The organism is Aeromonas intestinalis (assembly GCF_054052485.1).
Window position 1 is genome coordinate 44857 of record NZ_JBSTYK010000018.1, and the last position, 19794, is coordinate 64650.

The window sequence follows — 19794 nt, forward strand, 5'->3', positions numbered from 1 at the left end:
TATCTGATACCACTCTCTATTTTCCCTTTTGAATCTTCGCCTCATAGATGGGAATCCCGGTAAATCCCTTCACCACCATCCAATCGCTCACTCCCCCAACCGCTGCGCCAATCCCGAATACCGCTCGGTCTTTTTCCGTACCGCCTGGGCCAGCAGGGCACGATCGCCGTAGAGATCGAGACGGCGCTTGGCGCGGGTGATGCCGGTGTAGACCAGCTCTCGGGTCAGCAGGGGGCTGGGGCCATCCGGCAGCACCAGCACCGTATGGGCAAACTCCGACCCCTGGGACTTGTGGATGGTCATGGCGTAGACGGTCTCGTGGGGGGGCAATCGGCTCGGCAACAGGGCCCGCAGGCTGCCGTCCGGCTGCTCGAACCACACCTTCAATCGGCCGCTCTTATCGTGCTCATCGCTGTAGTCCGGCAGGCAGAGCCCCATGTCGCCGTTGTAGAGGCCGATGCCGTGATCGTTGCGCACCACCATCACCGGGCGGCCCGCGTACCAGTCGCCGTCACGCTGGACAAGCCCGGCTCGCGCCAGCGCCAGTTCGAGGCGCTGATTCAGCCCCTCCACCCCGAAGGGGCCGTCCCGCAGGGCGCAGAGGATCTGAAAGCCGTTGAACGCCTTGAACACGGCGGCGGGATCCTGCCCCTCCCGGGCCGCCTTGAGATAAGCCCCATACCCCTCCACCCCCTGGGCGATCAATCCCTCGTAGGCCTCCCCCGCCCAGGGGTGCAGGCTGATGTCCTTGAAGCCCTGACTCCAGACCGCTTCCACCGCGGCCGTGTCGCCGCCGTTGCAGGCCCGCGCCAGCTGGCCGATGCCGGAATGCTGGTCGAAACGCCAGCTCTTGGTGAGCAGGCAGAGGCTGTCACGCACGGTTGCCCCCGCAGGCGTGCCCTGCAGCCGGTAGCCGGTCTGGCGGGAGAGCCACTGTGCCTGCGCCTGGCTCACGCCCTCTTCCGTGAAGCTGCAGATATCGCCGAGCACGGCTCCGGCCTCCACCGAGGCGAGCTGATCCTTGTCACCGAGCAGGATGAGGCGGGCATGCCTGGGCAGCGCATCCAGCAGGCGCGCCATCATGGGCAAGTCCACCATGGAGGCCTCGTCCACCACCAGCAGGTCCAGGTGCAGGGGGTTGCCCTTGTGATGGCGGAACTGGCTGCGACCGGGGATGACCCCGAGCAGCCGGTGCAGGGTGCCCGCCTCGGTCGGGATGGCCGCCACCACCTCGGGGGCGAGATCCAGCGCCTGCAGGGCGCTGCCGATGCTCTCGGTGAGCCTTGCCGCCGCCTTGCCGGTGGGGGCCACCAGCCGGATGGCGGGGGCCTTGCCCTGTTGCAGGCCGGTCTCCACCAGGATGGCCAAGAGCTTGGCCACCGTGGTGGTCTTGCCGGTGCCGGGGCCGCCGGAGATCACCGCGAAGGGACGCGCCGCCGCGGTGGCCGCTGCCAGCTTCTGGCCGTTGCAGCAGAGCGCCTCGGGCACCAGGGTATCCAGCGCAGCCAGGTCGCTCGCCGCCTGGGCGCGGGCCAGCAAGGCCTCCACCTCGGGCCAGTTCACCTCGTCCGGGAAGACCAGATCCAGATACTTCTCCACAAACTGGGGGGCCGAGAAATCGGGGGCAAGGCGCGCCTCCAGCAGGGCCGAGAAGATCAAGGCGTCATCCCGGGCAAACAGCCGCGACAGGGTCGGTGCTATCTCGGGCCATTCGGCCTGCTCGCTCAAGGCGCCCAGATGGCGAGCCACCCCCTGCTCGAAGTCGTGGTAGCGGGTGAGGTAAAGCCGCTCCTGCCAGAGCCGCAGGGGCCAGCGCGGCGCCTCCCCGTCATTCTCCTCCTGGCCCACCAGCGGACTCGTGGCGAACAGCCCGGGCCAGAGCGCAGGGTCTGCCAGATCCATCAGCAGATCCCGGCTCTGATCCGGATCCAGCCCGAAGGGACGCCAGCCACCCTGGCTCGTCAGCAGGTTGAGCGGCAGACAGACGTGGCCACGGCCGAGCTCGAAACAGGTGAGCGCCGCCCCCAGCACCAGCTCGGGACCGGCCCCCAGATCCGCCACCAATTTGGCAAATTGCAGATCCAGCTGGCGAATGCGCCCCGCCAGGGCCAATTGTTTCAAGCGTTCGATCATCACAGCGCCCGTCATGCGTCCACCTTGTTTGATTTTTCTAAACGATCTTCATCAGGCATCACAGTTTGACTAAACAACTCGTCCAGCCCCAGCACCAGTTCCCGGCTCGGACGGCAGTGGAAGACGCCCCCCGCCGGCATGCCCCGCAGGAAGAGGTAATAGACGCCGCCAAAGTGCTGCTCGAAGTCGTAACCCGGCAGCCGTAGGCTGAGCAGCCGGTGCAGCGCCAGCGAATAGAGCTGGTATTGCAGGTCGTAGCGATGCTCCCGCATGGCAGACTCCAGCGCCGGACGGTCGTAATCCGCCGGGCTCATGCCGAGGTGGTTGGATTTGTAGTCCAGCAGATACCAGCGCCCCTGCCATTCGAACACCAGATCGATAAAGCCCTTGAGCATCCCCTGTACCGTACTGAAACTTAAGGGGTTGTTGCCCGCCGACAAGGGATCATGGCGCTGGCACAGGGCCGTCAGGGCCGGGGCAGTGACCCGCCCCATGGGCAGGAAGAACTCCAGCTCCACCTGCTTGCTGCCCGCCCCGAGCGCTCGCAGCCGCACCGGCTCCCCAAACCCAGTCTCGAGGGGGGTATCCAGCACCGCTTCCACCTGCCGTTGCAGCACGGGGGCCCAGTGCTCGTCGAACCCCTCCTGGGCCAGCAGGGTGGCGATATGGGCGCACAGCTCGTCCCCTTGCGCACTTTGGAAGTCGATGGTCTCGAACAGGCTGTGCAGCAGGGTGCCGGGGCGCGCGCCCTTGGGGAAGCTGAAGATGGAGGCCTCGGGGACCTCTTCCAGCAGCGGCGCGGCCGCCTCCGTCACCACCTCCGCATCGAAGCCGGGATTGGCCAGCACGCCCTTGCTGTGCCCCTGGCCCTGGGCCGCGAGGCCGGAGTAGGAGCTGATCCACCAGTCCCGCTCCAGTCGCCCCTCGAAGCGGCGCACCAGGGGCTCACCGAGGGACGCCTGATCGGGCTCCAGCGGGGCCGGGCGGGTGAGCGAGGGCTCACCGACCGCCACCCCGGGCAGGGCCTGCGCCAGCTCGCCAAGAGCCGTGTTCAGGGTCGCGGCATCGCCGGCCTCCCCCCGTTGCAGCAGGTAACCGATGGCGCACTGGTGCAGATCGGTTTGCTCGGATTTGCCGTTGCCGGAGCGCACCGGGGCCAGCCCCAGCCAGGTGGCATAGACCCCCCGGGTCAGGGCGACGTAGAGCAGCCGCAAGTCTTCGGCGAGGCGCTCCTTGTCGGCCTCGGCCAGGGATGCTTCCGACTCGGTCAGATCGAGCACGGTGCGGTTCTGGCCATCCTCCTCCTCGTGATAGAGGGGCAGTTCGGCGGCCCGATGGCTGCAGATGAAGGGCAGGAACACCAGGGGGTACTCCAACCCCTTGGACTTGTGGATGGTGACGATCTGCACCAGCTTTCGCTCGGATTCGAGGCGCAGTACCTGCTCCGCCACCTGGCCGTTGGGGTGGCTCACCGCCTCCCCCAGCCAGCGCAGCAGGGCATACTCCCCGTCCAGCTCGCAGCTTGCCTGTTGCAGCAACTCGGCGAGGTGAAGGTAGTTGGTCAGCCGCCGCTCCCCATAGGGGCTCGCCAGCAGGGAGGCGGCGAGGTTGCGCCTGTGCAGCAGGGCCCGCAGCATGGCCAGCACCCCGTTGCGGTGCCAGATCGCGCGGTAGTCCATGAACTCCTGCACCGCGCTCTCCCAGGCCCGCTCGTCCGAGGCAAGGGCATCCAGCGCCCTGGCGTCGAGATCGAACAGACCAGTGGCGAGCGCCGCCCGCAGGCTGCGCTCCTCGCTCGGGTTCTGGCAGGCATGCAGGATGAAGAGGATCTCCCGCGCCTCCACCTGAGCCAGCACGCTCTCCCGGTTGGAGAGATAGACGGAGGCGATGGCGAGGCGGGCCAGCTCCTGCTGCACCAGCCGCCCCTCGGCGCCGGTGCGCACCAGCACGGCGATCTCCCCCGCCATGAGCGGCGCGTCCCCTATCATGGCCTTGCCCTCGCGGGCGAGTCCGAGCAGGCGGCGAATCTCGGCGGCGGTGGCGCGGGCCATCAGGCTCTGATACTCCCCCCGGTTGAAGGTGGGCTGGCCGCCCAGCTGCCAGCAGTGCAGCACGGGAGCGACCTCTCCCTCCAGCAGCAGCGTCTTGCCCTTGCCTTGGGCTTCCACCGGCAGGAAGGGGATGTCCGCCTCATAGATGAAGGGATCTTTCGCCCGCTCGAACAGACCGTTGACCGCCGCCACCAGGGCGCGGCTTGAGCGGTAGTTGCGCCCGAGGGTGTAGTGGGCACTCACATTCCGGCGCGCCTGGATATAGGTGAAAATATCGGCGCCGCGAAAACCGTAGATGGCCTGCTTGGGATCGCCGATCATCAGCAGCGCGGTATCCTGTCTGCCGCCGTAGAGGCGGTGGAAGATGCGGTACTGCTGGGGATCGGTATCCTGGAACTCATCGATCATGGCAACCCGGTAGGTCGCCCGGATCCGCTCGCACAGCCGCTCCCCGAGCCCGGAGCCCAGCGCCCCGTCGAGATCTTTCAGCAGGTCGTCGAACGAGAGCTGATGGGCCTGACGCTTGCTGGCCTGCATCCGCTCACGCACCACCCGCGCCGCCCGCTGCAACACCAGATCCCGGATGCCGGGACGGCTCGCCAGCAGGGCGTCGATCTCGGTGAACAGCGGCAGGGTCGGCACCGTCCCCCCTTTCTTCAGGTTATCCTCCAGCGCCCGCTGGCCGAAGCGCTCCAGCTCCTTGGGAATGGCGTAGCCGCTGGCGGGATCCCGGGCCCAGTCGGCCAGCTTGCCGAGCCAGCCTTCGTAGTTTTTGCCGGTATAGCGGCTGATGTGGCCCTCGGTCTGGCGGCGGATCTCGTCTCCTTGCGCCAGCCACCGCCCCTTCACCTCGTCGATGCGGGCCATGGCCTCGCGGTGGCGCTCGATGAGCGTCTCCTCCCCCAGAGGCGGGCGGATCGCCAGCTCGCTGTTGTCGAGCCAGCCGTTCATCTCCCGCAACAAGGCCGCCGGGCTCGGCCAGAGCTTGCGTACCGCCCGGGCCAGGGCCTCGTCCACCGGGTAGAACTCGGCGCGCCAGTAGTCACTCACCGCCTGCAGCCGCAACTGGCTGTCGTCGGTCAAGAATTCCGTTTCAAACAGGGCGCCGGATTCGAAGGCGTTCTGTTTGAGCATGCGCTGACAAAAGCCGTGGATGGTGAAGACCGCCGCCTCGTCCATCTGCCGCTCGGCGGCCAGCAGGCGGCTCGCCGCCAGGGCATGATCCTCCACCTCCACCAGCAGCTGTGCCAGCAGGGGATCGCCACTTTCACCGCGCAGGAAGGCGAGGCGAGCCTCATGGATGCGGGCGCGGATCCGCCCCCGCAGCTCGGCGGTGGCGGCCTCGGTGAAGGTCACCACCAGAATCTCGGTCACCGACAGGGGACGTTCGTGGGCGCAGGGCTCGCCCGCCGCCTTCCCCTCTTCCATCACGGGGCCGTGACCCAGCAACAGGCGCAGGTAGAGACCGGCGATGGTGTAGGTCTTGCCGGTACCGGCGGAGGCTTCGATCAGGCGCTCCCCATAGAGGGGGAAGCGCAGGGTATTGAGCAGATTCGCCATTATTCCAGTCCCTCGAGGGCAGCAGAGAGCGGGCTCAGGTGTTCCCGGGCCAGGGCCTGCAACTGGCCGAGCACCTCGTCATTGAGTTCGGGGAAGCAGCGGGCGACGTAGATGTCCTGCCCCTCGCCAGTCACCATGTAGCCGCCATTGAAGCGGGCCAGCGCCACCTTGTCGGCGGCATCGGGTTTCTCCGGATCCTTCTCGATGGCCTTCTGCCACTCCCAGGCGGTGCTCGGGAAAAACGGCAGCGGCCGCTTCATGCCCTGCTGCCAGAGCGCCACCAGGGCCGCCAGTCGGGGGCGCGCCTCCTCGGCGGGCAGCACGGGCAGGCGCCAGCCCTGCTTGGCGTCCAGCAACAGGGTCTCGCCGGGATATTGACTGAGGCAGAGGCACAGGTGCTGCACCCAGCCCAGCAGCAGATCCTTGCCGTTGAAGCTGCCGGGTTTCACCACCAGGGCGCGGCCATGCTGGGTGTCTATCCAGCCCTGCAACTGCCCCTGGGTGAGGGAGATGTCGATCTCCACCGCTCGCTTGTCCCCGTCGTCAACCGCCAGCCAGGGGCGCAGGCGCGCCGCCAGCTTGCCCATGTCGGCGTCCAGATCGTCCAGCAAGAGGTTGCCGAACCAGCCCTGGGGCAACTGACCGGAGAGGCGCAGCCGCTCCCGGCGCTTGCTCATGGCCTCCCCTTCTGCCAGATGGGCATCCAGCAGCAGGCTCTTGAGTTGATAATGCTGCAGGCCGTCCAGCTCGAACGGCTCGCTGTCCTCGATATTGGCCTCGTCCAGTTCGAACCACACCTTGAGGCGACGGTTGAGGAAGTACTTGGCGGGCTGGCGGTAGAAACGCAGCAATTCGGCCAGCTCCAGCCCCTGCTCCTTGCCCCATTCGGCGGGCAGCGGCAGCTCGCCGCTCTGGAAATTCGCCGCCCCGGGGGCGGGATTGAGGGCCGGCAGCCAGTCGGCGGCATAGGTGAAGAGACCGGATCCCGGCGTCGGGTAGAAGTAGCTGTGGCTGTAGGGGGTGAGGGGGTGTTCTGTCACCAGGTGTGCCAGCAGCCGCTCGCCGGACGCCTCGTCAAAGAGCGCTTCATCCCCCGCCAGCACGAAGCCCTGGCGCACATAGTCGATGAGCTCCGCCAGCAGCACGGACGGCACCTTCTCGCTGTTGTCCTCGGCGCTGAAACCCTGATAGCTGATGTAGAGCCCCTGCTGGGCGCTGAGCAGCGCCTCGAGGAAGAGGTAGCGGTCGTCGTCCCGGCGGGATCTGTCCCCGCGCCGGCCCGCCACCGCCATCAGATCGAAACCCATGGGAGCCAGGGTACGCGGATAGACACCGTCGTTCATGCCGAGCAGGCAGACCTGGCGAAACGGGATGGATCGCATGGGCATCAGGGTGCAGAAGTTGACCTGGCCGGCGAGGAAGCGCTGGCTGGAGCGGGACTCCCCGAGCACGCTGCCGAGATAGTCCCGCAGCAGATCCGGTGAGATGGGCTGCTCGAAGTGCGCCTCGGCCAGCCCCTGCTGCCAGTCGGCGAGTGCCGTGCGGATGAGTTGCAACAGCCGCTCCTCACCCTCGTCGGCAAGGTAGAAGCGCTCCAGCAGGGCGTTGAGGCAGCCGATCCACTCCCCCAGGGGCTGGGGCTGTTGCAGCCGCGGCAGGAACTCGGCGAGGGAATCCACGAACCAGGCCAGCTTGCCGAGAATGAGCCCCTGCTGACCCTCGATATCCGCGTAAGGCAGGATACCGTCCACCGGCTCTCCGTCCCCCATGGCGAAGCCAAGCAACATGCGGCGCAGACCGAACAGCCAGCTGTTGCCGGCAAGCGGCGGCAGATCGAAGCGCGCGGGATAGGCATCGTCCAGCCCCCAGCGAATGCCGGTCTCCTGCACCCAGCGCCGCAACTGGTTGAACTCATCATCCCCGAGCTCGAAGCGGCGCAGCACGGCGGGCACTTCCAGGATGGCCAGCAGCTCCCCGGCCCCAAAGCGGGCGCTCGGCAGCCCCAGCAGGGCGAGGAAGCTTTGCAGCAGCGGACTCTCCTGACTGGCGGCGCGGTCCGATACCGCAAAGGGGATCCGGGCACGGTCACCCGACCGCTCCTTGCCGAAGACGGCCTGGATATAGGGGCCGTAACTGTTCACATCCGGCATCATCACCACCACGTCCTTCGGGGTGAGGGTGGGATCCGCGTCGAACATCGCCAGCAGCCGATCGTGCAGCACCTCCAGCTCCCGCATGGGGCCGTGGCAGGCGTGGATCTGCAGGGAGCCATCGCTCGCGTCGAGCGTGCTCTTGTGGCGGCTGCTGTCGAGTTCGAACTGGCCTTCCCCCCGCGAGGCCAGCTCCAGCACATCCTTCTGGATGCAGCGCAGCAGGCTGGTTTTGCCCGTGCCATCCTGCTCGTCGATATCGACGAAGGCCTCGATCTGCGGCACCTCCAGCTCCATCAGCTGGTGCAGGTAGTCCCGCCCCAGCTTGCCCATGGAGGCGAGCAGCGGGTTGGCGGGGCCTTGCAGCGCCTCGAGATCGGTACCGGGTTTGAGCCTGCGCTCGAGCCGCGCCAGGGTCTTTCTGTCCAGCAGATCCCCCCAGTAGTAGCGGCAGGGGTTGGTGATGAACAGGTGCACTTCCACCCGGCTGCCGAGGGCTTGCAGCGCCTCCACGTAGCGCGGCGGCAGGGCCGAGATACCGAACACGAACACCCGCTTGGGCAGCGTGCCCGGCAGATCATGGGTGCGCGCCAGCTCGTGGATGAACTCTTCGTAGAGATTGGCGCGGTGATAGCCGCTCGGGGAGAGCGCCAGGGTGCGCGCCACCAGTTCGCGCCAGAGCTCGGGCTGCCAATCCTGGCCACTCACCTCGGCCAGCTCCTGGCTGCCGGTGCCGACCAGTCCCTCCCCCTGCTCCCAGCGGGCGATCCAGTCTGGCCGGTAGACCAGATATTGGTCGAACAGATCCGCAATCTTCTGGCACAGCTGCCACAGCCGCACCTGCTCCGGTTGGGAAGAGCCTTGCGCCTCGCTTTCCTCACTGGTGTTCCCCAGATAGGCGGCGAGCGGCGCGAAGGCGGGTCTGTCCAGCAGGGCGGGCAATATGCTCATCAGTTGCCAGCTCATGGACCCCTTGTTATAGGGACTCTGGCGGGGCACGTCCGCCAGCACCTGGGTGAACATCTCCCAGATGAAGCTGGCAGGCAGGGGGAAGTCGATGTTGGCGGCAATGCCGAACGCCTTGGCCAGCTCCAGTTTGAGCCACTGGGCCATGCCCGGACTCTGCACCAGGATCTGCTCCCGCGCGAAGGGGTGAGCCAGGGGTGCCTGCCGGATGTGGTTCACCAGCAGCTCTTTGAGCAAGTCCAGTGAATTGGAGTGGTAGAGGGTAAACATGATCAACGCCCGCCAGGTCAGAAGATGATGGGGTGGATAGTCGACGTGGGCGACTCCCGCCATGACGAGACAGGGCGCGGGAAGAACCCGGGGCCCGTCACGTCATGGGAGAGGAGATTGTCGAGGATTGGGGGATAAGATGCAAAAGGCGCTTGTCCCCCCATGGCGGGGGACGATCACAGTTCCTGACAGGGCGGCCCTGAAACGCGGACAATAAAAAGGCCGGTGCACTCGCACCGGCCAAAGGCGTTGGAAAACTTCAACTATCAGGGCATTACCAGTTCTTGCCGAGGCGGGCATCCAGGCTGAAGGCACCGGCACCGGCCGCCGCCAGGGCCAGGAAACCACCGGCCACCGAGACGTTCTTCATGAACATCAGCATCTGCATCTGCTCGGCAGGCTGATAGTGGAAGATGAAGGCCGCCATCAGGGTGAAGCCAGCCATCAGCACGGAGAGGCTACGGGTGAACAGGCCCAGCATGATGGCGAGACCACCACCCAGCTCCAGCAGGATCACCAGCGGCAGGATGAATCCGGGAACCCCCATGGCTTCCATATACCCCTGGGTACCGGCATAGCCGCCGATCTTGCCCCAGCCAGCCACCACAAACATCAGTGCCAGCAATACACGACCTACCAGCAGTGCCACGTCTCTCATTTTGTCCATCTCCAGATTCCTTTGATTACACATCACTCGTTAATAGTGTAAGACCGATTTAGTAACTCATTAATTTCACCATGATTTATAAATCACGGCAGATCAAACAGCAGGGCTTCACTGTCTTGCGAAGCCACCAGCGACCAACTCTGCTCATCACGGCTGAGCAGACCATCGCCGGGTTGGGCAGCCAGACCGTTGCCAGTCAGCTCCCCCGAAATCATATGCAGGTAACCGTGGCGTCCTTGCAATGCCCATTCGAGGGTCTCCCCATGTGCAAGTTGCAGTCGCCATACCCGGGCCTGCTGGCGGATCCTGAAGGATCCGGCTTCCCCGTCCGGTGACGCCACCAGGGTCATACCGGGCTGGGTTTCAATCTTCTTCTGCTGATAACCCGGTTCGGTACCGAACTCGTTCGGCTCAATCCAGATCTGCAGCAGGGAGAGCGGCTCTGTCTGCGAGGGGTTGTACTCGCTGTGGCGGATGCCGGAGCCTGCGCTCATCAACTGGAACTCCCCCACCGGGATCTGCTCGGCATGACCGAGGCTGTCCCTGTGTTCTATGGTGCCGCTCAGCACACAGGTCAGGATTTCCATGTTGGCATGAGGGTGGGTGGCAAAACCGCCACCCGGCGACACCCGATCCTGATTGATGACTCGCAAGACAGAGTGTCCCATCCAGTCCGGGTCATAGTAGTGACCGAACGAGAAGCTGTGACGGGCATCCAGCCAGCCAAAGTTGGCGTGACCTCGTTCTGCTGCGGCTCTCAATTTCATCATGGTGTGCTCCTCATGTAGCAAGGCGTGTATTAACGCTGGCGACCGTCACCCAGACCGAACGGGATGCGGTAATTGCTGCTTTCATTGCCCAGGTTGACCGTCAGGTTGCCCTGGGTGCGGCTCGGGATCTTCACGATCTGGGTGCCGGTCAGGTTCGCATGAACCGAGGCGAGCACATCACCGGCTTCGTCACGCACCTCCAGCATGGGGTTGGACTTGCCGTCGATGGCGGCGCTTGCCTGCCAGTTCACGACCAGCACACCCGGTGCGGCGCTGAAGTCAGCGGGGACGGAAGCGTGAGCCACACCAGCGGTCATCAGGCCTGCAACGGCCAGCATCTTGATTACGTTTTTCATGTTCATTCACTCTCTTGTTTTATATGTCATTGCCAAGGCCGACTGGCCCGAATCAATGCATCCATGCAAGAGGTCATTCAAATATGGTGTTGTTCTTTCACCGACATCAGACTTCACCCCTTGGGGTGTCACGGCCCTGAACTACCGATTATTTGGCCGCTCGGCTCTCCTGCCGAAGCGATGATTGAATATTAGGGTGAGTTGCCCTAAGTTGTTAGCGAGATAATCTGGCAAACATGTTCAAAAAAATTGAAGGTTAGATATGGCCAAGGAGACAAACAAGGAACGGGCCCTGACCCTGGAAGCCATCCGGGTGCTGGATGCCATCGATCGCCGGGGCAGCTTTGCGGCGGCGGCCGATGAGCTGGGCAAGGTGCCATCGGCCCTGAGCTACACGGTACAGAAGCTGGAGGATGAGCTGGATGCCATGCTGTTCGATCGCAGCGGCCATCGCACCAAGTTCACCCCCGCCGGGCGCATGCTGCTGGAACGGGGTCGGGTGCTGCTGGAGGCGGCAGAACATCTGGTGGGGGAGACCCGGGCACTGGCCCGTGGCTGGGAGACCGACATCACCATCGCCGTCGATGCCCTGGTGCCGCTCCAGTTGCTCTATCCGCTGGTGGAGCGTCTGGCCGAGCTGACCGACACCCGCTTGCGGCTGCGGGCCGAAGTGCTGGCGGGCAGCTGGGAGTCGCTGGAAGATGGCCGTGCTGATCTGCTCATCGCCACCCTCAACCCCGACATCATGCTGACCGGCATCAAGCATCAGATACTGCAGGAAGAGGTGATGCTCTACGTGGCCCACCCGGATCACCCCCTGCACCAAGAGGCAGAACCCCTGGCGGACGATACCCTGCGCCGCTACCGCGCCATCGCCATCGCCGACTCCGCCCTGCGCAAACCCGTGCTCACCTACCGCCTGCTCGACAAGCAGCCGCGCCTCACCGTCAGCACCATGGCCGAGAAGCGTGACGCCCTGCTGGCGGGGATCGGGGTCGGTACCATGCCGATGAGCTGGATTGCCGAAGACATCAAGGCGGGCAGACTCAAGGTGATAGGGCCCGAGTATCGTCATCAGGTACAGGTCGCCCTGGCCTGGCGGCGGGATACCATGGGCAAGGCCAAGAGCTGGCTGATCCGGGAGATCCCCAGGCTGTTCCCCTGCAAGGAGACGTAAAACTGAATCGATTGAGTACCGAAATGACGGCGAGCGGGGGGAAAGAGGCGAAAGATGCGCCTCTTCCTTGACGGCGGGCTCAGATTCGGAGAAAAGAAAAAGCGGATCTCTTGCGAGCTCCGCTCAATGCCAGGAAAGAATAAAAACCTTACGGTTTAAAAAACCCTTAAATTGGAAGCAAACAATCGTTTTCTCAACCAGGAAGGTTATGAATCCGATTCGTGTTGAATTATGTGCGATGTAATATGCATCACCAGCAAAATGTTGAAAGGTTGAAGGATATGCACCATGGAGTGTCATAATCTGCCACCTTGCTACCTCACTGGTCAGTCCATTTCAGCCGTTATCGCCGGGTTTATTTCCTCTGGTTTTTCAAGGTGTCAACTTCTGAGCCCAAAACCATAAAAACTCTCACTTTCTGACACGACTAAAAATGCAGATAAAGGAATAATTGCATGACCTATAGCCAGACCCTGGCCAACCACATTCTCGACACCCTGAAGAAGACCCTTACCGACAAGGGGATCCGCTACCAGACCCTGGCGGAGGCCATGGGCGTCTCCATCGCCACCGTCAAACGGATGATGAACAAGCCCTCCCTGCCGTTCGATACCCTGCTGGAGATCTGCCATTTGGTGGGACTGTCGTTCGAAGAGCTGCTGGACAAGACCCAGGATGCCCAGAGCCGGCGCGCCGTCTTCACCCAGGAGCAGGACGAGGCATTTCACAAGGAGCCCGGCCTCTACGCCTTCCTCGCCAACATCTTCTGGCGTGACAAGGCCCTGGTGGACTTGAAGCGGGACTATGGCCTCACCGATGCCTCCTGCTATCTCTATCTGCGCAAGCTGGAGCGCCTCGGCATACTGCAGCTCGGCATCGACAACAGCTACCACTTCCTCATCAGCGAGCGCATCAGCTTCGAGCAGCACAGCCGCTTCGCCCGCCAGCAGGCACGCCAGGCCATGTCGGTGCTGGGGGACTATCTGGTGGAGAACATGCACAAATCCAACAACTACATGGCCCTGTGCCAGTTGCACCTGAACGAGAGCGAGGCCATGGCGCTGATCGATCGCATGAAGGAGTACTGGCATCAGGAGCTCAAGTTGAACCGCCCCGCCATCGGTCAGCGGGAAGACAGCAAGACCTACACCATGTCCCTGCAACTGGCCGACTGCGGCTACCAGAGCTTCGACGACCTGATCCCCAATATCGACAACTGATCCGCCGGGATCCCTTCCCAGGATCAGGATCCTGCCATCAACCTGGCAGGATCCTTTTTCACTCCAACCCAGACCACTCCCTCGACGAACCAGCGTGGCGCGCGTTGACTCCCTCACCCTGGCACGGCGCCCGGGCTGTCGGCCAGCACGGGCGCGTGCATCCCTCGTGGTGGTGCCAGGGCCCGGGTATCCAGACAGATGCGAATCGCATCGGAGCGCCAGTGCTCGATATCGCAGTCCACCAGCGCCCCCGCCTCGTCGTAATTGACCCGCACCAGCCGCAGCACGGCGCTCCCCTCCGCCAGATTGAGGGCCTGGGCGATGCCTCCGCGCGCCGCCGAAGGGGTGATCTCGAGGCTGGCCCCGCCCTGGCCTATGCCATAACGATGCCGGTAGAGCTCGGTGAGGGAGCTGGCCAGGGGGGCGCTCGCGATATCCGGGAAGCGGCTCGCCAGCAGATGATGGCTGACGTGGAGCACGGGCCGCCCGTCGATCAGCCGCTGGCGCCTGATCTCATAGAGCGGGGTAAACGGAGCCAACCCCATCCAGTGGCAGAGCTCGCTGCTGGCCAGGGCGCTGCCGTGGGCCAAGACCCGGGTCTCTGCCATGCGCTGTTGCTCGCCAATCCACTGATGAAAATGGGTGTGGATGGCGGGGTCGTAGGTGAGCCTGGGGGGTGCCACGAACCAGCCGCGCCGCTCGGCCCGGTAGATGAGACCGTCCGCTTCGAGGCTCGAAAGCGCCTCCTTGACGGTGATGCGGGTGGTGGCGAAGCGCTCGCTCAGTGCCCGCTCGGCAGGCAGTTGCTGCCCCGCCCCCAACTGGCCGCTGCCGATGTAACGGCGCAGGATCTGGCATATCTGTTCACTCTTGGAAGGCATTCGGCTCTGGCTCACGGTCGGGTCCTGCTGATGACTGGCCTATGCCAGCGGCGTTGGGGCAACGTTGTACCCCGACAGAATGACAAGCCGGTGACAGCGCACGCAGATGATGCAAGAGGAACCCGCCGACCAGCGCGGCCACAACCCTTGCGCCTATTGTCATCAAACTGCCACTCAACTGCCCCGCCACCGTCACATTTGCCCCCTAGCATCCCTCTCGAACCTTAACTGACCTAGTCCAGAGGGATGGGATGATGAAAAGCGTGATCGCAAGTGCACTGGCCCTGGTGGCCATCAGCCAGCCGCTGTTGGCGGCAGACAATATCGCGGATCTGGAGAAGGCCGCCCGCGGCGAAGGCCAGCTCAACAGCGTCGGCATGCCCGACAGCTGGGCGAACTGGAAGGACACCTGGCAGCAGATCGGCAGCGTTTACGGCATCAAGCACCAGGACACCGACATGAGCTCGGCCCAGGAGATCGCCAAGTTTGCCGCCGAGAAGGCCAACGCCACCGCCGATATCGGCGATGTGGGCGGTGCCTTCGGGCCGGTCGCCGTGCAGCAAGGGGTCACCCAGCCCTACAAGCCCTCCACCTGGGCGGACATTCCGAACTGGGCCAAGGACGCGGACGGCCACTGGATGCTGGCCTACACCGGCACCATCGCCTTCCTGATCAACAAGGATCTGGTCAAGGCCGCCCCCACCAGCTGGCAATCCCTGCTGGGCGGCGACTACAAGGTGACCCTGGGTGACGTGGGCGTCGCCTCCCAGGCCAACAACGGCGTGCTGGCGGCGGCCTATGCCACCGGCGGCAGCGAGAAGAACCTGAAACCGGCGCTGGAGCTGTTCGGCAAGCTGGCCAAGCAGGGCCGCCTCTCCTTGAACGATCCCACCATCGCCAATATCGAGAAGGGAGAGGTGGAAGTGGGGGTGCTGTGGGACTTCAACGCACTGAACTACCGCGACCAGATAGACCCCGCCAAGTTTGACGTGGTGATCCCGAGCGACGGCTCCGTCATCGCCGGTTACACCACCATCATCAACAAGTGGGCCAAGAACCCCAACGCCGCCAAGCTGGCGCGGGAGTACATCCTCTCCGATGCCGGTCAAGTCAACCTGGCCCGCGGCTATGCCCGCCCCATCCGCGACAACGTGGTGCTGCCGGATGACGTGAAGGCCAAGCTGCTGCCGACCGAGCAGTACGCCAACGCCAAGCCGGTCCAGGATCACGCCGCCTGGGAGCAGAGCTCCAAGGCCCTGCCCCGCCAGTGGCAGGAAACCGTCATGATCAACATGCAGTAAGGAGTGCCAGTGCAACACAAGGTGATAGTGGTACTTGTGGATGGCCTGTCTGCCGAGGTAGCCCACACCATGGGCTACCTCGAAGGCATGGTGGAGGCAGAGCGCGGCCTGTTCACGACCCTGTTCTGCGCCCTGCCCTCCCTCTCCCGGCCACTCTACGAATGCATACTGACCGGCGTGCCCCCGGTGACAAGCGGCATCACCCACAACGGGATCAGCCGCCTCAGCCAGCACGACTCCATCTTCCATCTGGCCCGCGCCGGTGGCAAACGTACCGCCGCCGCGGCCTATCACTGGGTCAGCGAACTCTACAACCAGAGCCCCTGGCAACCGCTGCGGGATCGCTTCACCCATGACGAACAACTGCCCATCCAGCACGGCTGCTTCTACTGGGACGACGGCTACCCCGACAGTCACCTGCTGCTGGACGGCGAGTGGCTGCGCAGCCGGTACGACCCGGACTTCCTGCTGATCCATCCCATGGGGGTGGACGATGCGGGCCACCGATTTGGCCTCGATTCCCCCCAGTACCGCAACCAGGCGCGGCGCATGGACAGCCTGCTGGCCGATCTGCTGCCCCAGTGGCTGGATGAGGGGTATCAGGTGCTGATCACCTCGGATCACGGCATGAACGAGGATCGCAGCCATGGCGGCACCCTGCCCGCCGAGCGCCAGGTGCCGCTCTGGCTGTTCGGGGATGCCTTCGTGGCCCAGTGGCCGGCCGGACCCGCGATCCAGCAGACCCAGCTCTGCGCCCTGATGGCGGACCTGCTCGGCGTGTCCCACGACAAGCCGAGGGGCCCCCAGTTGCTCAAGACGGGTCAGAACCGGGAGGTCCACTGATGATGCCTGCCGCCACTGATACCCTGACAGCACAAGGTGCGCGCCAGGGCCGCGCCCGCCGTCACTGGCTGCCCGCCCTGGTGCTGCTGCCGTTCGCGCTGCTGATGATCCTGTTCCAGCTCGCCCCCATGGTATGGGTACTGGTGGGCAGTCTGCAGACCCCGGATGGCTGGGGGCTGGGGCATTATCAGGAGATCCTGGGCTCTCCCTTCTACCTGCAATCCTTCGGCAACTCATTGTGCATCGCCGGCATCAGCAGCCTGGCGGGGCTCGCCATCGGCACCCTCGGAGCGGCGGCCCTGCGCCACAGCGGCGAGGGGCTCAAGCGCCTGCTGCTGGCCTTCGTCACCATGACCGGCAACTTCAGCGGGGTGCCGCTGGCGTTCGCCTTCATCATCATCCTCGGCATCAACGGCGCCATCACGCTCTTGCTCAAATCCTGGGGCTGGATCGACGGCTTCAACCTCTACTCCGGCAGCGGCCTCATCCTCATCTACACCTACTTCCAGATCCCCCTGGCCCTGCTGCTGCTCTACCCGGCCTTCGACGCCCTGCAGGATGACTGGCCCCAGGCCGCCGCCCTGCTCGGTGCCAGCCCGCGCCAATACGTGTGGCAGGTGGCCCTGCCGGTGCTGACCCCCGCCCTGCTCGGCACCCTGATCATCCTGTTCGCCAACGCGGTGGGGGCCTATGCCTCCGCCTATGCCCTCACCACGGGCAACTTCAACCTGGTGACCATACGAGTGGCCAGCCTGGTCTCCGGCGACATCTTCCTCGAACCGAACCTGGCGGCGGCGCTGGCGGTGATCCTGATGGTGCTGCTGGGCGTGGTGACCGCCGCCAACCAGTGGCTGCTCAAGCGAAGCTATCTGAACAAGGGGAACTCCCATGCGTGACCTGACACCGCGCTGGCCGAGGTGGGTGCTGGGCGCCCTGGTGGCGACCCTGCTGCTGCCCCTGCTGGCCACCTTCCTCTATTCGATCTCCACCCGCTGGGGCGCCACCCTGTTGCCGGATGGGCTGACCCTGGATTGGTATCTGAAGCTCTGGGGGGATCCCCGCTTCCTCGCCGCCTTCGGTCGCAGTTTGCTGGTCTGCTTCGCCACCCTGCTGCTGGGGACGGCTGTGCTGGTTCCGACCGTGCTGGTAGTGGCTTACTACTTCCCAAGGCTGGATCCCTGGATGAATCTGCTGATCCTGCTGCCCTTCGCCGTCCCCCCCGTGGTCTCCTCGGTGGGTCTGCTGCAGATCTACGCGGACGGGCCCCTGCCCCTCATCGGCACGCCGTGGATCCTGATCGGCACCTGGTTCACCGTGGTGCTGCCCTTCATGTACCGGGCCCTGGCCAACAGCCTGCAGGGGGTGCCGCTCAAGGATCTGATGGACGCCGCCCACCTGCTCGGTGCCAGCAGCGCCCGCGCCTTCGCCCTGGTGGTGCTGCCCTGCCTGCGCAAGGGGCTGCTGGCGGCGCTGTTTCTGTCGCTCTCCTTCCTGCTCGGGGAGTTCGTGTTCGCCAACATGCTGGTGGGCACCCGCTACGAAACCCTGCAGGTCTATCTCTACAACATGAGATCCACCTCGGGCCACTTCACCAGCGCCCTGGTGATGAGCTACTTCCTGCTGACCCTGCTGCTCACCTGGGCGGCCAACAGATTCCATCGGTGACAAGTCATGTTCCACTTAGAAGTCAATCAGTTGCATAAATCCTACGGCGAGACACGGGTGTTCGAAGGGATCGAATTCGGCATCCGCAAGGGGGAGCTGGTGACCCTGCTCGGCCCCTCCGGCTGCGGCAAGTCCACCCTGCTGCGGGCCCTCGCCGGGCTCACCCCGGTGGACGGTGGCCAGATCCGGGTCATGGGGGAAGAGATCACCTGGCTGGCGCCCCAGCAGCGGAGCATCGGCATGGTGTTCCAGAGCTATGCCCTGTTCCCGAACATGACGGTGTGGGACAACGTCGCCTTCGGCCTCAAAATGAAGCCCCAACCGGGGCGGGAGCTGGCCAGCAGCGTGCGGGAGGTGCTCGATCTGGTTGAGCTCACCGAGCTGGCGAAGCGCTACCCGAGTGAACTCTCCGGCGGTCAGCGCCAACGGGTCGCCCTGGCCCGCGCCCTGGTGGTGCGCCCGCGGATCCTGCTGCTGGACGAGCCATTGTCGGCACTGGACGCCCGCATCCGCCGCAGCCTGCGCCAGCAGATCCGCGCCATCCAGCAGCACCTGGAGCTGACCACCCTGTTCGTCACCCACGATCAGGAGGAGGCGCTGACCCTGTCGGATCGGGTCTTCCTGATGGACAGGGGTCACATAGTACAGAGCGGCAGCCCGGAGCAGATCTACACCCGGCCCGCCAACGCCTTCGTGGCGGGTTTCATCGGTCACTACAACCTGCTCGAATCCGGGCAGGCCCGTGCACTGCTGGGGACTGGCCACCACGGCAGGCTGGCCCTGCGCCCCGAGTCCATCAGCCTGCTGCCGGCCGGGAGCCAGAGCCAGGATCCCAGCCTGCCCGGCATCATTCGCCAGCAACAGTTGCTCGGCAACGTCATCCGCTATCAGGTGGAGTGCGCGGCGGGCCTGCTGACGGTGGATGCCCTCAACCGCTCGGCCTGTGAGCTGCTGCCCGTGGGTACGGGCGTCACCCTGGCGATAGCCCGGGATCAGCTCTGTGAGGTAGCATAAGATAATGAATCCTATTCTTTTTTCCACCGGCGCCCGGGTGCCGGCAACCCTCACGAGGAGCGGACATGGCACTGGCACTGTTTGATTTGGACGAGACCCTGATCGCCGGGGACTCCGCCAGCCTCTGGCTGGCGTACATGGTGACGGAGGGGCTGGCCCCGGAGGCCATGATCGCCGAGGAGCAGGCCATGATGTCCCTCTACCATCAGGGCAAGATGGACATGCACCAATACATGGCCTTCACCCTGCAACCCCTGGCGGGCAAGCCCAGAACCTGGCTCGACAGCCTGTGCCAGCACTTCGCCGAAGGGGTGTTGCGGGAGCGGATCTATCCGGAAGGATTGGCGCGCATCGAGTGGCATCGGCAACGAGGTGACGTCCTGGTGCTCATCTCCGCCTCCGGCGAACACCTGGTGGCCCCCATGGCCCGCATGCTGGGAATGGATCACTGCGTCGCCATCCTGCTGGATGAGGAAGAGGGCAGGCTCACCGGCCAGACCCGGGGCACCTTGAGTTTTCGGGAGGGCAAGGTCAGTCGCGTCAACCAGCTGTTCGGCGGGGAGCCTCATGTCTGGCAGGAGAGTCATGGCTACAGCGACTCCCACAACGATCTGCCGCTGCTGCGGGCCGTGGCTCACCCCCATGCGGTCAACCCGGCCCCGGGCCTGCGCCAGGTGGCCGAGGAACTGGACTGGCCACGCCTCAGCTGGCAGCTGGCCGTCTGATCACCAGGAGCCCTGCCGGGCTCTTTTGCCATTCATCTGTTACTC

Annotated in this window: 15 protein-coding genes; 8 read left to right on the forward strand and 7 right to left on the reverse strand. The window is 64.7% G+C overall.

Features of this window, described 5'->3' with window-relative positions; translation table 11 throughout:
* Positions 1-87: 87 nt before the first annotated feature.
* The 6 genes from recD to ACW5W7_RS18785 form a co-directional block, all read right to left on the reverse strand.
* Complete coding sequence (gene recD, locus ACW5W7_RS18760; RefSeq protein ID WP_456502682.1) at positions 88-2148, reverse strand: exodeoxyribonuclease V subunit alpha; 2061 nt, start codon at positions 2146-2148, stop codon at positions 88-90.
* Complete coding sequence (gene recB, locus ACW5W7_RS18765; RefSeq protein ID WP_456502683.1) at positions 2145-5744, reverse strand: exodeoxyribonuclease V subunit beta; 3600 nt, start codon at positions 5742-5744, stop codon at positions 2145-2147. The genes recD and recB overlap by 4 nt, the downstream gene beginning before the upstream one ends.
* Positions 5744-9130, reverse strand: coding sequence for an exodeoxyribonuclease V subunit gamma (gene recC, locus ACW5W7_RS18770; protein WP_456502684.1), 3387 nt, complete (start codon positions 9128-9130; stop codon positions 5744-5746). Before recC ends, recB begins: the two co-directional genes overlap by 1 nt.
* A gap of 274 nt (positions 9131-9404) precedes the next feature.
* On the reverse strand, positions 9405-9797 hold the full coding sequence (locus ACW5W7_RS18775; protein ID WP_349920033.1) for a DoxX family protein: 393 nt from the start codon (positions 9795-9797) through the stop codon (positions 9405-9407).
* 83 nt (positions 9798-9880) lie between these two features.
* The gene (locus ACW5W7_RS18780; protein WP_456502685.1) at positions 9881-10567 is read right to left on the reverse strand and encodes a pirin family protein; all 687 of its coding nucleotides are present in this window, start codon (positions 10565-10567) and stop codon (positions 9881-9883) included.
* Between the two features lie 29 nt (positions 10568-10596).
* Positions 10597-10929: a hypothetical protein gene (locus tag ACW5W7_RS18785; protein ID WP_349920037.1), complete on the reverse strand. Its 333-nt coding sequence runs from the start codon at positions 10927-10929 to the stop codon at positions 10597-10599.
* Positions 10930-11185: 256 nt separating this feature from the next.
* Here ACW5W7_RS18785 and ACW5W7_RS18790 point away from each other — a divergent pair, with 256 nt between their 5' ends.
* Positions 11186-12100, forward strand: coding sequence for a LysR family transcriptional regulator (locus tag ACW5W7_RS18790; protein WP_456502686.1), 915 nt, complete (start codon positions 11186-11188; stop codon positions 12098-12100).
* 455 nt (positions 12101-12555) lie between these two features.
* Positions 12556-13320: a helix-turn-helix domain-containing protein gene (locus ACW5W7_RS18795; protein ID WP_349920041.1), complete on the forward strand. Its 765-nt coding sequence runs from the start codon at positions 12556-12558 to the stop codon at positions 13318-13320.
* Positions 13321-13433: 113 nt separating this feature from the next.
* Here ACW5W7_RS18795 and ACW5W7_RS18800 read toward each other — a convergent pair whose 3' ends face one another.
* On the reverse strand, positions 13434-14201 hold the full coding sequence (locus tag ACW5W7_RS18800; RefSeq protein ID WP_456502702.1) for a UTRA domain-containing protein: 768 nt from the start codon (positions 14199-14201) through the stop codon (positions 13434-13436).
* Between the two features lie 254 nt (positions 14202-14455).
* On the opposite strand from ACW5W7_RS18800, the gene ACW5W7_RS18805 reads away from it, so the two are divergent.
* The 6 genes from ACW5W7_RS18805 (at position 14456) to ACW5W7_RS18830 (ending at position 19749) form a co-directional block, all read left to right on the forward strand.
* Positions 14456-15502 (forward strand): ABC transporter substrate-binding protein, encoded by a 1047-nt coding sequence (locus ACW5W7_RS18805; protein WP_349920043.1) that lies wholly within the window; start codon positions 14456-14458, stop codon positions 15500-15502.
* Between the two features lie 9 nt (positions 15503-15511).
* Positions 15512-16345, forward strand: coding sequence for an alkaline phosphatase family protein (locus tag ACW5W7_RS18810; RefSeq protein ID WP_434664559.1), 834 nt, complete (start codon positions 15512-15514; stop codon positions 16343-16345).
* Positions 16345-17241 (forward strand): ABC transporter permease, encoded by an 897-nt coding sequence (locus ACW5W7_RS18815; protein WP_456502687.1) that lies wholly within the window; start codon positions 16345-16347, stop codon positions 17239-17241. Before ACW5W7_RS18810 ends, ACW5W7_RS18815 begins: the two co-directional genes overlap by 1 nt.
* Positions 17234-18010: an ABC transporter permease subunit gene (locus tag ACW5W7_RS18820; protein WP_434664561.1), complete on the forward strand. Its 777-nt coding sequence runs from the start codon at positions 17234-17236 to the stop codon at positions 18008-18010. Before ACW5W7_RS18815 ends, ACW5W7_RS18820 begins: the two co-directional genes overlap by 8 nt.
* A 6-nt stretch (positions 18011-18016) precedes the next feature.
* Positions 18017-19024, forward strand: a complete 1008-nt coding sequence (locus ACW5W7_RS18825; protein WP_456502688.1) for an ABC transporter ATP-binding protein — start codon at positions 18017-18019, stop codon at positions 19022-19024.
* Positions 19025-19089: 65 nt separating this feature from the next.
* Positions 19090-19749 (forward strand): HAD family hydrolase, encoded by a 660-nt coding sequence (locus ACW5W7_RS18830; protein WP_456502689.1) that lies wholly within the window; start codon positions 19090-19092, stop codon positions 19747-19749.
* Positions 19750-19794: the final 45 nt, after the last annotated feature.